This window comes from Lacticaseibacillus parakribbianus, assembly GCF_025490915.1.
Classification (GTDB): Bacteria; Bacillota; Bacilli; order Lactobacillales; family Lactobacillaceae; genus Lacticaseibacillus; species Lacticaseibacillus parakribbianus.
On sequence record NZ_JANQBA010000011.1, the window covers coordinates 38,204 to 52,958 of the forward strand.

The following is a 14,755-nucleotide window of genomic DNA, read 5'->3' on the forward strand; positions in this document are numbered from 1 at the left end:
CGGTGACCGGTCGCACGACGGCCGGCCGCACGGTTTAGTTTGGCCCGAGTGCCACGGCACGGTCAGCTGCACGGCCCCGGTTCGCCGGGGCTTTTCTAGTACAGATGACAGGCTACGATTTTTTGGCGCAAAAGGCCCACAGGCAAGGAAGAAAACGCTACAATAGGCGTAGCGGATTAGCACAGTTTGGAGTGTTCAGTGATGCAAGCGTTGACCGATGTTGTGACCCCAGGCAACTTTCTCATCATGCAAGTGACCGCCCGGCCGACGCTGGCGCGGCACCTGGCCGAGCTCGGCCTGCGAGCCGGCCAGCGGCTGACGGTGATTCAGACCAGCAAGAACGCCGCCGGCATGGTGATTTTCTTTCAGGGCCAGCGGCTGGCCGTGTCCGACGAAATCGCCGGTCAGGTCCAGGTCGCGCCGCTGCGGCAGGTCGACGCGGCGGCGCTGATGCCCTTAGCCGACTTGCCCGTCGGCGAACGCGCGGTGGTCGGCAAGATTGAGGGCCAGGGCCAGCTGCGCCAGCGGCTGCTGGACATGGGGCTGACCCGCGGCACCTTGGTCCACCTGATCCGCGTGGCGCCGATGGGCGACCCGCTGGAGCTTGCGGTGCGGGGCTACAAGCTGACGCTTCGGCGCCAGGACGCGCTGGCCGTGCGGGTGGAAAGGATGGCGGAACATGGGTGAGACACTGGCTTTGGTCGGCAACCCGAACTCGGGCAAAACCACGCTGTTCAACGCGCTGACCGGCGCCCGGCTGGCAGTCGGCAACTGGCCCGGCGTCACCGTCGAGCGCAAGGCCGGCCGGTTACGCGCGGCCGCGGCGGTGACGCTGCAGGACCTGCCCGGCACCTACTCGCTGTCGCCGTACTCCTCAGAGGAGCTGGTGACCCGCGATTTTCTGCTCAACGGCGACCCCAGCAAGGTGATCAACGTGGTCGACGCCACCAACCTCGAGCGCAACTTGTACCTGACGCTGCAGGTGATGGAGGCGGGGCGGCCGCTGATTCTGGCGCTGAACATGATCGACGCGCTGCGCGGCCGGGGGCGAACGATTAACCTCAAGAAGCTCAGCTACGCGCTGGGGGTGCCGGTGATCGGTATCTCGGCTTTGAACCGCACCAACCTGGACGCCTTGGTGGCCACGGCGACGGCCAAGGAATCCGGCCGCTACCCGTACCCCGAGTACGACCCGCGCGTCGAGTCGGCCATCGGCATGATCGCAGCCCAGCTGACCGCGGTACCGGTGGCGGAGCGGCGCTTCGACGCGATTCGACTGTTCGAGCGCGACGCCGCCGTCCAGCAGGCGGTGGCGCTGACGGCGGCGCAACGGGCCGACATCGAGCAGACGATTCGCACCGCCGAGGACTTGTTCGCCGACAGCGCCGATGCGATCATGGTTAACGCCCGGTACGACTTCATCGCCCGGGTCGTCGCGATGAGCGTGGTCGACGCCGGGGACTTCGTGGAAACGGCGTCCGATCGCATCGACCGCATCGTCACCAACCGGTGGTTCGCGCTGCCGATTTTCGCGGCGGTGATGTGGGCGGTGTACTACCTGTCGATCCAGACGGTCGGGACGCTGGGCTCCGATTGGCTCAACGACACCGTGTTTGGTAGCTGGCTGCCGGGGATCGCCAACCACTGGCTGACCGCCTGGCACGTCGCCAGGCCGCTGCAGTCGCTTCTGGTCGACGGGCTGATCGGCGGCCTCGGGGCGGTGCTCGGCTTTTTGCCGCAGATCGCGATGCTGTTCTTGTGCCTGGGGATTCTTGAGGACTGCGGCTACATGGCGCGAATCGCCTTTGTGATGGACCGGCTGTTTCACCGCTTCAACCTGTCGGGCAAGGCCTTCATCCCGATGCTGATCGCGACGGGCTGCGGGGTGCCGGGTATCATGGCGACTCGCACGATCGAGTCGGACCGTGACCGGAAAATGAGCATCATGCTGACGACGTTCATGCCGTGCTCGGCCAAGCTGACCGTAATCGCGCTGGTCGCCGGCACGTTTTTCCCCGGCCAGTCCTGGGTCGCCCCCAGCGCCTACTTCATCTCGGTGCTGGCCGTCGTCGGCTCCGGCGTGTTCCTGAAAAAAACGCGGCTGTTCGAGGGGCCGCCAGCGCCGTTCGTGATGGAGCTGCCGGCCTACCACCGCCCGCTGCTGCGCAACCTCGGCCGCAGCGTCGGCCAACGCGCCACGGCCTTCGTTCACAAGGCCGGCACCATCATCTTCCTGTCTTGCGTCGGGCTGTGGTTCTTGAGCAACTTCAACTGGCGCCTGCAGATGGTCCCGCAAAACGCGAGCCTGCTGCGCGACCTCGGCAGCCTGCTGGCCCCGGTGTTCGCGCCGCTGGGCTTTGGCGATTGGCGGGCGACCGTCGCGACCGTCGCCGGCCTGATTGCCAAGGAAAACTGCGTGGGCACGTTGCGCATCGCCTTTGGCCCGGGCAACTTCGCGGCCCAGCTGCGTTCCGCCTACGCGCCGATGGGGGGCTTTGCCTTCCTGGTGTTCAACCTGCTGTGTGCCCCGTGCTTCGCGTCGATCGGCACGATGTACAAGGAGTTCGGCCAGCGCAAGTGGACGCTGATGGCGATCGGCTACCAGACCGGCATCGCCTACCTGCTGAGCGTCGTGGTGTACCAAACCGCGCGGCTGCTCGATGGCGCAATCGATGCGCTGGGCCTGGTGTTCCTGCTGGTGGCCTTGGCCGCCATCTTGTACGGACTGGTTCTCAAGCGGCCACGGCCAAGCGCCGCGGCGCAACTCGCGTAAAGGAGATTTCACTATGGCTACTGTTATCATCACGATTTTGCTGGTTGCGGCCGTCGCCGCGGTTGTCTACACCCAGTTTTTGAGCAAAAAGCGCAAGGCGGCCGGCTGCAGCAAGTGCAACGACGTCGGCTGCCCGTTGTTCGACCAGGCCCAGCGGCTGAAGGTCAACAACCAAAAACACGCGTGAGATCTGCTCCCACGCGCGTGAGGGCGGCACGCATCTGGAATTCGGGTGCCGGGCCGGCCTGACCGGACGAGGTAGCGGCTGCAAAGCCGGGCGCCGGCCCGGCCGGACCAGCGTTACGGCTCCGGCCGGCCGGACCAGGAAGTTCGATCGCCAATCCGGTCGACCCAGCGCGACGGCTTCGGACCGGCGTGGCGAGCGGCGGCACCCGCTGGGCGGCCGGCCGCGTGTCTGACTGAGCGGCCGACCGACTGGGTTACTGGCCGAGGCGGCCACCGAACCGCGAACCCCGAACCCCGAACCCCGAACCCCGAACCCCGAACCCCGAACCCCGAACCCCGAACCCCGAACCCCGAACCCCGAACCCCGAACCCCGCAACTGGTCTCACCCTGTACCGTTTTTCCTTGCACCACTGGCACGCCTTGGCGTGACCCTACTTCCAACGAGGACATCATGCAATCGCTAATGAATTACTACCAGTTCAGCCGCGCGGAGTGGTCGACCTTCCACGCCCACAACTTCGCCAGCGTCTCCGATGAGGAGCTGGAGTCGCTGCGGTCTTTGAACGACACCATCAGCATGGACGACGTCAAGGCGATCTACTCGCCGCTGCGCCACCTGCTGCACATCCGCTACCGCGACTACCAACGCGCCGAGTTCAACCTCAGCCAGTTCATGGCCGCGCCGCACCACCCGCACCCGTTCATCATCGGCATCTGCGGCTCCGTGGCGGTGGGCAAAAGCACGACGGCGCGGCTCTTGCAGCTTTTGTTGGCCCGGGCCTACCCGGAAAAGCGCATCCAACTGATCACCACCGACGGCTTCTTGTACCCCAACGCCGAGCTCGAACGCCGCGGCATTTTGGACCGCAAGGGGTTTCCCGAAAGCTACGACATGGACCTCCTGATCCATTTTCTCAACAACGTCAAAAACGCCTCGGGCGTGGTGCGGGCCCCCAAGTACAGCCACCAGATCTACGACATCGTGCCCGGCGAAGAGGAGGTCATCGACCACCCCGACATCCTGATTGTCGAAGGCATTAACGTGCTGCAGCTGCCCAGTCAGGCGCCGATCTACGTCTCCGATTACTTCGACTTCTCGCTGTACGTCGACGCCGACCCGGCCCTGATCGAGCAGTGGTACCTCGAGCGGTTCGGGATGCTGTTGGACACGGCCTTCACCGACCCGACCAACTACTACTACCAATACGCCATCGGCGACCGCCAAGACGCCTTCGCCATGGCGCGGCAGGTCTGGAAGGACGTCAACCTGAAGAACCTCAACGAGTACATCTTGCCGACCAAAAACCGCGCGGATGTGATTCTGCACAAAACCGACAACCACGTGATCGACCGCGTCAGCCTGCGCAAGTTCTAGCGGTCGGCGGCGACACGCGGCAGCGACAAAAAGCGGCAGAGGCGACACGCGACAGAGGCGGTGCGGCTTCCCGAATAGGCGGCGACACGCAATAAAGGCGGTGCGGCTTCCCGAGTAGGCGGCGACACGCGACAGAGGCGGTGCGGCTTCCCGAGTAGGCGGCGGCACACGACAGAGGCGGTGCGGCTTCCCGAATGGGGAGGTCGCACCGCCTTTGGTGTCGGCCGCGTTGGCAACCAGTCGGCCGCGTTGGCTTTGGTGGCCCGGGGCGGCGCCGGTCGGGGTGGTGGTCTGTGCGGAGATACAATCGGTGGGGTGGTGGTCCTGGTGGCGTCGCTCACCAGACGGCGTTTTTGGCGTTTTGCCGCCACTGGGTGAACAGCCGGTGGCGGTAGGCGGCCTGCTTCAGCCTGGCGGGATCGATTGCCAGCTGGCGCATCATCGCGCCGCCGTCTGCAAAGTCATGGGCGGACACTCCAGCCAAAAGGTAGACGGGATGGCTCAGCGCCTCGCGCTTGGTGAGGTAGCGGTCCCAGACGGCTTGTCGCGCCGCCACCAGGTTGTCTGCGGGTGGCAGCAAGGCGGCGATTTGGGCCTGGTAGGCTGCAAACGTGAGGCGGCCGGCCTGCAGCTGGGTCGCCAGCTGGGCGACGGTCGCCGCAGCGATTGGCGGATGCTGACCGGTGGTCCGGCTGGCAGCCTGATGGCGCATGTCTACGGTCTGGGCGGATGTGTGAGCGCGTGGGGTGGCCGTCCGGTCGGTGGCGTGTTTGGGCTTGACGCCAAGGTTTTGATCGGTAACCGCGTTGCGCTTCTCACCGGCATCGTACTTACTGGCCCCAGCCTGACGCCGGGTCAGCTTGGCGATGGCGGCCACCGCCGCCGCCCGGGCCCGGCGCAGCGCCGCCACCTGGTTGGGCGCGATGGCCCGGGCCAGCCGCAGCCTGCCGGTCAGGCCGCCTTGCCAGCCCAGGCTGAGCTGCAGGCGAATCAAGGCGGCGTCGAAGGCCAGCACCACCGGCACGTGCGGCGTCAGGTGCAGGTCGCCGCTGAACGTCTCCTCATGCGCGTTGATTTTTTCCACGGCGGTGGCGGCTTCGACCGTTGCCAGCAGGCCGTCTTGCGCGTGGGTGTGGTCGTTATCGTCCAGCAACAGCGTGGTGGTGGCGCGTTGAACGGTCACCCGCAGTCGCTGGCGCTGCGGCCGCGGTCGGGTTTGCGCCAGGCTGGTGTGCAGGCTGATGCGGTAAGGCGTGAGCTGCGACGGCGCAACCGGCCGTGGATCCAGCGGCAGGGCGGTGGGCCAATTGGCGGCCGGAGTGATGGTCGCCAAAAGCGCGGCCTGGTACTGCGGGTCGCCCAGCCTGGCGGCGTCGACCTGGTACACCGGCCGGTTGTCCGGCGGCGTCGCCTGCAGCAGCCGCAGCTGGGTCGGCGCGGCGATCACCAGGTGCTCCGGCGCCACGGCGTCGAGCGCGGCGTAGACCTTGCGCATCAAGGCGATTTGGGCCTGCTGGAGGTGGGCGAGCTGTGACCGTGCCATTGGGGGCAGCACTTGGGCTTGCTCAAGCAGCTTGGTCTGGCATTCGGCGAACGATAACCGATTGTTTTGATAATCGGACAGCGTTGCCGTGAGGTTGCGACGACAAGTTACGTCCGAGATTTGACCAAGCCAACGCGCGGTGTCGTCGACGACTTGGGCCTTTGTGCGGCGCCAGACATGCACCACCTTTTTGAAGGCGGCTGATCCCGGTAGTTCGCGCCATTGCGTCACAGTTCCGGTAACGCTCAAAGTGTCACCGGTTCGCCACAGCAGCCCGAGTTGGGCAAGCTCAGGTTTGAACGCCAGGTAAGCGGGGACTGACCCGAAAAAGTGGCTGGTTCCGTCGGCAAGCGTTAGTGCGGACAATGTGACCGCGAGCCACCGGCGCCGAATTGGAGACAGTGACGTTGTAAGTAAGGTCCCAGAGAAACTGCCGGTGATTGTGGTGGTGAGCTGAAGCGCGTGCAGCGGCATCGAGACACCTTCTTTCCCGTTTCCGCTAGTATAATCGTGACGGCACGATTTGTAACGAAATCTGCCTGCGCCGCAACTGAGCGTAAAATTTGACGGGTAAAAAGACAGGGCTTACACTGAACTTGGATGATTATTCTAGGACAGGGAGGCGGCCAAAGGCCTTGGTCGTTGCGTGTCCACTGCCCATGGGGAACGGTCCGGGACATAAGCATTCCCAGTACCCCGCTCATACCAAGCCGAATCTGGCTTTCAACACACGTGTTTTCGCGTAACGGCGCCCACCTGCGGGCCCGAATACCAGGGTTGGACCTCCACCCACCGGCTGTTTAGTGTACTGCCCACTCGCTTGCGAGGTAGCTGCGGCGGTGCATTGACCGGTGGCTTGAACCACTCGCACGCAAGTCGCACCACGCCACTTGCGGCAACCAAGATTCTCGCAACCAAGCAACAAAAAAACACCGAGGCTGCCGCGGGTGTACCCCGCGGTGGCTTCGGCGCGTCCGGCGCCGGCGATTCTGCCGGCGCTTTTGGTCTGCGCAACAAAAAAGCGGCGGGTCATCGGTGGCCCGTCGCTTCTGCGTTAGCAGGGAATGATGAAGAAAATGAACAGTGGCGCAATCATCGCCAGCATCCCGACGGCCAAGGCGACCTTGGCCAGCCGGCCGCGGTGCGTGGCCAGACCGAACACCGCAAGGCCCAGGACCAAAATGCCGGTGATTGTGAAAGGTAAGAACATGTTGGACCTCCTGACTGGCGGGCAAGGGCGCCCACGTGACTTGTTGCCCCTAGTATAAGCCCGGACTGACGGTCGTGGCGCCTCCCAGGCCGCGGCTTGAGCAAAGCTTAACAAGTTGCGCCGCCGCGGCCGCCGCCATTCACGACTCGGTGACGGGAGGCCCAAGCGCTGCGGTCACCACGCCGCCGGCCGGGCGGCCAAGCAGCGCAAGCAACCCTGCAACCGGGCACGGTTCGCCAATTCTGGACTTTTTCACCCACGACCGGCCGCCTTGCCACCGCCCCGGTTCGCGAATCCCGGCATATCCCGACGGCCACGCTCCGGTTCGCGAATCCCGGCAAATCCCGGCGGCTCCGGTTCGCGAATCCCGGCAAATCCCGGCGGCTCCGGTTCGCGAATCCCGGCATATCCCAGCGGCCACGCCCTGGTTTGCCGGCCAGCTCCGGACAATGGCGCGAACTGCCGCGGCGATGGTCGCGATTTCCCTCATCTAAGCCCGGCAACGGTTGACCTTGCCGGCACTTTTCAGTATCATTGATATAATTCAAATAAGGAGCGTGGCATAAACGTGGCTAAGACGACCCAGGACTATGACCAGATCATCGTTCTCGATTACGGCAGTCAGTACAACCAATTGATCACGCGGCGCATTCGCGAGTTCGGCATCTACTCCGAGCTCAAGCCGCACAGTATTTCCGCTCAAGAAGTGCGTGATATCGCGCCGAAGGGGATTATTTTCTCCGGCGGACCGAACTCCGTGTACGATGAAGGGGCGCTCGACGTCGACCCCGAGATTTTCGAGCTGGGCATTCCGATTCTGGGCGTGTGCTACGGCATGCAGCTGATGGCGCAGCGCCTCGGCGGCCGCGTTGAATCCGCCAAAAACCGCGAGTACGGCAAGGTCGACATCAAGGTGACCGACGATTCCGCCAAGCTCTTCCAAGACCTGCCGGCCGAGCAAACCGTGTGGATGAGCCACGGCGACCTGGTTCGCGCGGTGCCGGAGGGCTTCCGCGTCACCGCCACCTCCGACAACTGCCCGATTTCCGCCATGGACGACGATGTCCGCAAGTTCTACGGCATCCAGTTCCACGCCGAGGTGCAGCACACCCGCTACGGCCACGAAATCCTGCACCATTTTGCCTTCGACATCTGCCACGCGACCGCCAACTGGAACATGGGCGACTTCATCGAGCAGCAGGTGACCGCGATTCGCCAGGAAGTCGGGGACAAAAAGGTCCTGCTAGGCCTCTCCGGCGGCGTGGACTCATCCGTCGTTGCCGTACTTTTGAACAAGGCCATCGGCTCCCAGCTCACCGCCGTCTTCGTCGACCACGGTCTGCTGCGCAAGAACGAGGCCGACCAGGTGATGGCCGCCTTGTCCCGCGACCTCGGCGTCAACATCATCAAGGTCGACGCCGCCGACCGCTTCCTCGGCGACCTGAAGGGTGTGACCGACCCCGAGCAAAAACGCAAGATCATCGGCCGCGACTTCATCGAAGTTTTCAATGAAGAGGCCCGCAAGCTCGACGGCATCGAGTACCTCGCCCAGGGCACGCTGTACACCGACGTGGTCGAGTCCGGCACCGACACCGCTCAGACCATCAAGTCCCACCACAACGTCGGCGGCCTGCCCAAGGACCTGAAATTCAAGCTGATCGAGCCTTTGAACAAGCTGTTCAAGGACGAGGCGCGTGAGCTCGGCGAACGCCTGGGCATCCCGCACGAACTCGTGTGGCGCCAGCCGTTCCCGGGCCCGGGCCTCGGCATCCGCGTCCTCGGTGAGGTCACGGAAGACAAGCTCGAGATCGTCCGCGAATCCGACTGGGTCCTGCGCGACGAGATCAAAAAGGCGGGCCTGGACGAAAGCATCTGGCAGTACTTCACCGTGCTCCCAGGCTTCCGCAGCGTCGGCGTGATGGGCGACGGCCGCACCTACGACTACACCATCGCAATCCGCGCCATCACCAGCATCGACGGCATGACCGCCGACTTCGCCCGCATCGACTGGGAAGTGCTCCAAAAGATCTCCGCCCGCATCGTCAACGAGGTCGGGCACATCAACCGCGTGGTTTACGACATCACGAGCAAGCCGCCGGCAACGGTTGAATGGGAATAAAAGGTACATGTAAATTGAACCCGGAATGTTGATTTAACGGCATTTTCGGAAGATACAAAGGATACGATTGGCGGGGAAATTGTTACGTTCCCCGCCAAAATCCCCGCCAAGTTTGGGCCGAATGAGGGCTGAGTTGGCGGGGATTCTTTATTTCTCTTAGAGTCTAATTCGGTGGTACGGTGATGTTGAAATCCAATGAAAAGTACGTTGAACCATTGGTCAATATCGACGATAATTGTCTCAGAGGAAGCAATGCTAGATTGTGAATGTAGAACGAAAATCAGAGGGGATAAATAGATGCCGATTTTTCTTTCGGGAGCGTGGGGGATTATTAGTAGTATTTGTGTGAATCTGATAGTAGCTGGATTGACCACGGTCTGGTTTAACAGACGTCGGTTACAGATATGGCTTCAATCCACAGTAAGATACAATAAACTCATTCGAGTAAGCGCAGCCTACTTGTTTCGGATTCAAGTTGATGGAGAGTACATCTTGATGCCAGGTAAACACATTGAACAATATCAACCGGTTGGTGGAGTGTATAAGACGTTCTCAAGTTTTGACGAAAAGAAGAGTGAGTGGCAAATTCAGGCGGAACCGGGCCAAAGATTCTATGAGCAAAGTGACCTTCGAATTAAAATTAAAGGGAAATATCTTGGTAAATTTTTGTCTTGGTTTGAAAGTGAGAAAAATCGGGAAGTTACAGTCCAACGAGAAATTATCGAAGAACTTATTGAAACTGGCATTTTAGACTATGCCGACTTGGCACAGATGGAAATTGAATTTTTGCGACGAACGAAACTGCCAATTTCACATTCTGTATACTTTGACGCTGATGAGCTTCATATTTTTGATATATATGAACTGAATCTGACGGCAGTTATCAAGCAAAAAATTTTACAAGCAGTTGGAGCTGGAAGCCTTATGAAAATTACTGAGGATCAGATAAGAAAGCAGAATCTTGTAATCAATGGAAAATCTTTCAGTATTGGTGCCCATACTGAATATATTTTGTGAGGAGATCAAATGCCTAATTCGTTAACTTTTTCAAAGGAGTTGCAGAGAACTCTTGCTGATATTGAAATCCCAGAAGATGCATATAAACGGGCTGAACAGAGTTACCGATCATTATCTGAATGGTTGGTGAGGGACAACTCTAGAATCAAGCGGTACAACCTTGATATCTTCCTCCAAGGTTCAATCAAACTTGGAACGGCGGTGAGGCCAGTTACTGAGGATGGAAGCTATGATGTGGACGTCGTATGTGTACTGCAAGAGGAGTCGATAAATAAGATTTCGCAAGCGGACCTGAAACATAAACTTGGTATCGAAATAAAGGACTATGTTGCTTCAAAGCGAATCAAGGAGAAAGCTAAAGACGGGAAACGATGCTGGACACTTTTGTATCAAGATAGCTACAATTTCCACATTGATGTACTTGTCGCGGTTCCCTCCAGAAAGAGATATCCAGAAATTGTTGATTCTTATCAACTGAGGAAAATTGTTAGTGATGCGGATAGTTCAGGTATTAACATCACAGATAAGCGGCATCCTCATTATTATCAAATTGCAAATGATTGGAACCTTAGTAATCCAAAAGGATATTATCAGTGGTTCCAAAATGTATCAAAGTTTTATGAAATGAGAAAGTCGATGGCGTTTGAAAACCAGGAGTCAATTGAAAAGATTCCAGCGTATCGAGTAAAGACACCATTGCAACGTTTCGTACAACTGTTAAAACGACATGCTGAAGTAATGTTTGATGGAAGAATGGAGTACTGTCCGACATCAATTATTATTACAACTCTTGCCGCCCACGCTTATTTGGACTTAGAAAAAGTTGAGCATCACAATCTGGACAGTTTACTTCGAGAAATCATCAAGATAATGCCGAAGTACATCATTCATGATTCTTCTGAGAAAATTGAGATACTAAATCCTGTCAATCCAAATGAAAACTTTGCAGATAAATGGTCAGAAGAACCTCGTTATTTTTCAGCGTTTCAAGATTGGCATAAGCAGCTTCTTAAAGACTTCGGAATAGGCTCTCAATCTCAAAATGATGATTTGAATCACATTGAAGTTCGCAAATCGATGGGACTTGATTTTAAAGTGCAATCTTCGGCGCAACGTGAGCAATTTCTGAATTATCTGCCATATCATCAAGCACTTAGATGGCCTATTATTGGTGAAAGAAAAATTCAAATATCCGTCGAAGACTACACGAATAAATTTATGCCCGTTCCAATTGGCGACGCGCAGAGAGTCTTAGTTAATAGATCGATTCGATTTCGTGTTAATGATGTTATTAGTTCTAGTCAGAATATCTACTGGCAAGTTACGAATACTGGTGCTGAGGCGAAATATGCGGGTGATTTGAGAGGTGAATTTCAGGCGGCCAGTCGAGACGGCGGTTCATACTTTCGAATGGAAAGCACGCGATACGTGGGACAACATTACGTTCAGGCATTTTTAATTGAAAATGGTAAATGCGTTGGTAAGTCAGCACCGTTTCAAGTCAATATTGTACGAAGTATTTGAAACTCATGTTGAGTAGAGGTATCAATAGCGAGTTAAAATTGTCAGTTGGATAATATTAGAGCCGGAGAGTTAATTACAAAAATGAAAGCGAGAATCTCTCAATGATGACGTCACAAGAACAGCAACAAGTAACTCAAGATTTGCAGAACCGTATTTGGCAAGCAGCCAATGCTTTGCGTAATTCTGGCATGGAAGCCAACGACTATCGTGATTACACGTTAGGGCTTATTTTCTATAAGTACGAGTCTGACCGCTTCTTGCGCCAAATCTCTGAAGGGTTAGGCGTTGACTTTACCAATTTAGACGATGCGCAGGCTACGTATGAGGCCGCTTTGCAAGATGACGATGCCAAGGAAGTCGTTGATTACGTTAAGGATGCAATCGGCTTTATGATTGATCCTGACAAGACGTTTCATCATTTGGTTAAGGACGTGCACGCCGCGACTTTTCAAACCGCTGACTTGGCGCAAGCCTTGAAGAACCTTGAAGACTCTGATCCTGTATTTGCGGGCTTGTTTGATGATCTTGACCTCAATGCCACCAAGCTTGGTAGCACCGAACAAGAGCGTAACAGCGTCATCGGTGATGTGATGAGTGCGTTAGACCAAATCAACTTCGCCGCTGATACCGGCCTTGATGTGATGGGTAACGCATACGAGTACCTGATCTCCCAGTTTCAAACGGAATCTGCTAAAAAGGCAGGGGAATTTTACACGCCTCAAGCCGTTAGTCGCTTGATGATGCAGATCGGCATGAAAGGGCGCGAAGACGTTCAAGGGGTTTCCGTGTATGATCCGGCCATGGGGTCAGGGTCACTGCTGTTGAATGCAAAGCGCTACAACTCGCATCCTGACTCGATTCAATATTTCGGTCAAGAAGTGAAGACCGCGCCTTATAACTTGGCGCGCATGAACATGATGCTTCACGATGTGCCAGTATCTAACCAGCATTTGAACCTTGGCAACACGTTGGGTACAGATTGGCCGAGTGATGAACCAACCAACTTTGATATTGTAACTATGAACCCTCCGTACAGCCTGTCATGGAAGCCAACTAAGGCAATGTCAACTGATCCGCGTTTCCAAGCGTATGACGTAGCGCCTAAGAGCGCCGCCGACTATGCGTTCTTGACGCATGGCTTGTATCACTTGAAGGCTGACGGGACGATGGCTATTGTTTTGGCTACCGGCGTCTTGTTCCGTGGTGGCGCTGAAGGGCGCATCCGTGAAGCACTGTTGAAGAAGGGCAATATTTCGGCAGTGATCGGCATGCCGTCAAATATCTTCCACAACACGGGTATCCCGACGGTTGTTATCGTGCTGAAGAAGCAACGCGACGACAATGACGTGCTGTTCATCGACGCGTCCAAGCAATTCCGCAAGGCTAAGAACCAAAATGTGATGGGTCCAGAGCATACGGATCTAATCTTGAAGACGCTCGTGGATCGTGAAGACGTGACCTATAACGAGGACGGGACCGAGTTTAGCCACCTGGTGAAGTTTGAAGATCTGGAAGCCAATGACTTCAATATGAACATCCCAATGTACGTTGATACGTACCTGCCAGAGGCACCGGTTGACGTCAATGCGCTTGTCTCAGACGTTAATGACGTGCAAGGGCAGATTGTAGACCAGAACAAGCAGCTGCACGACTTGTTCGGGCAGTTTGTTGGTGAAGACGCTGCTAAGCAAGCTGAGGTAGATAAGATTCGGGGGTTGTTTGAATGAGCTTGAATAATGAAAGCCCGAAGATGACGCCTGCGGTTCGAGCTGCTGGATTTACCGGTGATTGGGAACAGCGTAAGCTCAGTGGGCTATTTGAAACGCAATCACGGCCGATAAATATGGAAGCCAATTCGGAATATGAGCTAGTTACCGTTAAGCGTAGAAATGGCGGTGTTGTATCTCGAGGTAAGTTTAAGGGTAATGAAGTCCTTGTCAAATCACAGTTTGAATTACGATCTGGAGATTTTCTTATTTCGAAACGACAAGTGGTTCATGGCGCAACTGGGATAGTCCCTCGTTCTCTTGATGGTGCTATTGTTTCCAACGAGTATCTCGTCCTTCGCGGAAACAGTATGCTGAATACTGATTTTTTTCGGATACTTAGTGAGCGTCCTCAAATGTATTTATTATATTTCTTGAGTTCATATGGTATCGATATCGAGAAGTTGGTGTTTAACGTTCGGATGTGGATGAATAAAGAAATTTTGATTCCGTCACTTAACGAACAGTTAAAAAACTGCACTTTAATTCAGAAGCTAGATGATACTGTTATTTCTCATCAGCATAAACTTTCAGGTTTGCAGCAAGCACGCAGCTGGGCAGAACAGAATTTGTTTCCGACATCGAATAAAATTACCCCGAAAGTTCGTGTTGATGAATTCGACGGTGCATGGACGAGTACCAATATTGGTGATATTTGTAAAGAGATCAAAGATCGTTCAGCAAATGGTGAGCTCCTATCTGTAACTCGGCACAATGGTGTGGTACGTTTCTCTGAGACTGGTCGTAAGGATAATTCCAGCAATGACAAGTCTAACTATAAGTGGGTTTCTAAAGGTGATTTAGTTTATAACTCAATGCGGATGTGGCAAGGTGCCAGTGGCTTGTCGAAGTATGATGGTATCGTAAGTCCAGCTTATACGGTAGTTAAGTTAGAGCCGACTGTTGACGGGAACTTTATCAGTCTCTTATTTAAGAATGATCCGCTGGTGTTTATCTTTCGGCGTCATTCAAAGGGGCTCACCTCTGACACTTGGAATCTGAAGTATCCAGAATTGTCAAAAATTCGCATCAGCTATCCGTCATTGGCTGAGCAGCAGGCTATTGCCAAGGTCTTCACTACAATCGATGCTCGTATCAAGTCAGAACAACAACTCATCGCAGATCTCCAAGAGGTTAAGCGTTGGGCGCTGGATAACATGTTCGTATAATAGGAGAGAAGATGATTGCCGTGGGAAACCCATTGCAGAATTTGCCAAAGTCCATGTCAGGACGAATCTTAA

General features: G+C 56.3%; 11 protein-coding genes. 9 read left to right on the forward strand and 2 right to left on the reverse strand.

Annotated elements, in window-relative coordinates:
• The first annotated feature begins 201 nt into the window (after nt 1-201).
• The 4 genes from NUH19_RS09695 (at nt 202) to coaA (ending at nt 4,335) form a co-directional block, all read left to right on the forward strand.
• Nucleotides 202-687 carry a FeoA family protein gene (locus NUH19_RS09695; protein ID WP_262316359.1) on the forward strand — a complete coding sequence of 162 codons (486 nt, stop codon included), beginning with the start codon at nt 202-204 and terminating at the stop codon, nt 685-687.
• Entirely contained in the window at nt 680-2,773 is a 2,094-nt protein-coding gene (gene feoB / locus NUH19_RS09700; protein WP_262316360.1) for a ferrous iron transport protein B, read from the forward strand. Before NUH19_RS09695 ends, feoB begins: the two co-directional genes overlap by 8 nt.
• 13 nt (nt 2,774-2,786) lie before the next feature.
• Nucleotides 2,787-2,960 carry a FeoB-associated Cys-rich membrane protein gene (locus tag NUH19_RS09705; protein WP_262316361.1) on the forward strand — a complete coding sequence of 58 codons (174 nt, stop codon included), beginning with the start codon at nt 2,787-2,789 and terminating at the stop codon, nt 2,958-2,960.
• A gap of 451 nt (nt 2,961-3,411) precedes the next feature.
• Entirely contained in the window at nt 3,412-4,335 is a 924-nt protein-coding gene (coaA, locus tag NUH19_RS09710; protein ID WP_262316362.1) for a type I pantothenate kinase, read from the forward strand.
• A 337-nt stretch (nt 4,336-4,672) separates the two neighbouring features.
• Here coaA and NUH19_RS09715 read toward each other — a convergent pair whose 3' ends face one another.
• Entirely contained in the window at nt 4,673-5,878 is a 1,206-nt protein-coding gene (locus NUH19_RS09715; RefSeq protein ID WP_262316363.1) for a hypothetical protein, read from the reverse strand.
• A 1,054-nt stretch (nt 5,879-6,932) separates the two neighbouring features.
• Entirely contained in the window at nt 6,933-7,088 is a 156-nt protein-coding gene (locus NUH19_RS09720; RefSeq protein WP_225047704.1) for a hypothetical protein, read from the reverse strand.
• Between the two features lie 568 nt (nt 7,089-7,656).
• Here NUH19_RS09720 and guaA point away from each other — a divergent pair.
• From guaA to NUH19_RS09745, 5 genes are all read left to right on the forward strand, one after another.
• Complete coding sequence (gene guaA / locus NUH19_RS09725; RefSeq protein ID WP_262316364.1) at nt 7,657-9,207, forward strand: glutamine-hydrolyzing GMP synthase; 1,551 nt, start codon at nt 7,657-7,659, stop codon at nt 9,205-9,207.
• A 297-nt stretch (nt 9,208-9,504) separates the two neighbouring features.
• On the forward strand, nt 9,505-10,224 hold the full coding sequence (locus NUH19_RS09730; protein WP_262316365.1) for an SMODS-associated NUDIX domain-containing protein: 720 nt from the start codon (nt 9,505-9,507) through the stop codon (nt 10,222-10,224).
• A gap of 9 nt (nt 10,225-10,233) precedes the next feature.
• On the forward strand, nt 10,234-11,748 hold the full coding sequence (locus NUH19_RS09735; protein WP_262316366.1) for a nucleotidyltransferase: 1,515 nt from the start codon (nt 10,234-10,236) through the stop codon (nt 11,746-11,748).
• Nucleotides 11,749-11,849: 101 nt separating this feature from the next.
• Complete coding sequence (locus NUH19_RS09740) at nt 11,850-13,475, forward strand: type I restriction-modification system subunit M (protein ID WP_262316367.1); 1,626 nt, start codon at nt 11,850-11,852, stop codon at nt 13,473-13,475.
• Nucleotides 13,472-14,683 (forward strand): restriction endonuclease subunit S, encoded by a 1,212-nt coding sequence (locus tag NUH19_RS09745; protein WP_262316368.1) that lies wholly within the window; start codon nt 13,472-13,474, stop codon nt 14,681-14,683. The genes NUH19_RS09740 and NUH19_RS09745 overlap by 4 nt, the downstream gene beginning before the upstream one ends.
• Nucleotides 14,684-14,755: the final 72 nt, after the last annotated feature.

Excerpts from the sequence above, each read along its gene's own strand:
- NUH19_RS09695 (WP_262316359.1), top strand. The coding sequence starts at position 202 with ATGCAAGCGTTGACCGATGTTGTGACCCCAGGCAACTTTCTCATCATG.
- feoB (WP_262316360.1), top strand. The coding sequence starts at position 680 with ATGGGTGAGACACTGGCTTTGGTCGGCAACCCGAACTCGGGCAAAACC.
- NUH19_RS09705 (WP_262316361.1), top strand. The coding sequence starts at position 2,787 with ATGGCTACTGTTATCATCACGATTTTGCTGGTTGCGGCCGTCGCCGCG.
- coaA (WP_262316362.1), top strand. The coding sequence starts at position 3,412 with ATGCAATCGCTAATGAATTACTACCAGTTCAGCCGCGCGGAGTGGTCG.
- NUH19_RS09715 (WP_262316363.1), bottom strand. The coding sequence starts at position 5,878 with ATGGCACGGTCACAGCTCGCCCACCTCCAGCAGGCCCAAATCGCCTTG.
- NUH19_RS09720 (WP_225047704.1), bottom strand. The coding sequence starts at position 7,088 with ATGTTCTTACCTTTCACAATCACCGGCATTTTGGTCCTGGGCCTTGCG.
- NUH19_RS09730 (WP_262316365.1), top strand. The coding sequence starts at position 9,505 with ATGCCGATTTTTCTTTCGGGAGCGTGGGGGATTATTAGTAGTATTTGT.
- NUH19_RS09735 (WP_262316366.1), top strand. The coding sequence starts at position 10,234 with ATGCCTAATTCGTTAACTTTTTCAAAGGAGTTGCAGAGAACTCTTGCT.
- NUH19_RS09740 (WP_262316367.1), top strand. The coding sequence starts at position 11,850 with ATGATGACGTCACAAGAACAGCAACAAGTAACTCAAGATTTGCAGAAC.
- NUH19_RS09745 (WP_262316368.1), top strand. The coding sequence starts at position 13,472 with ATGAGCTTGAATAATGAAAGCCCGAAGATGACGCCTGCGGTTCGAGCT.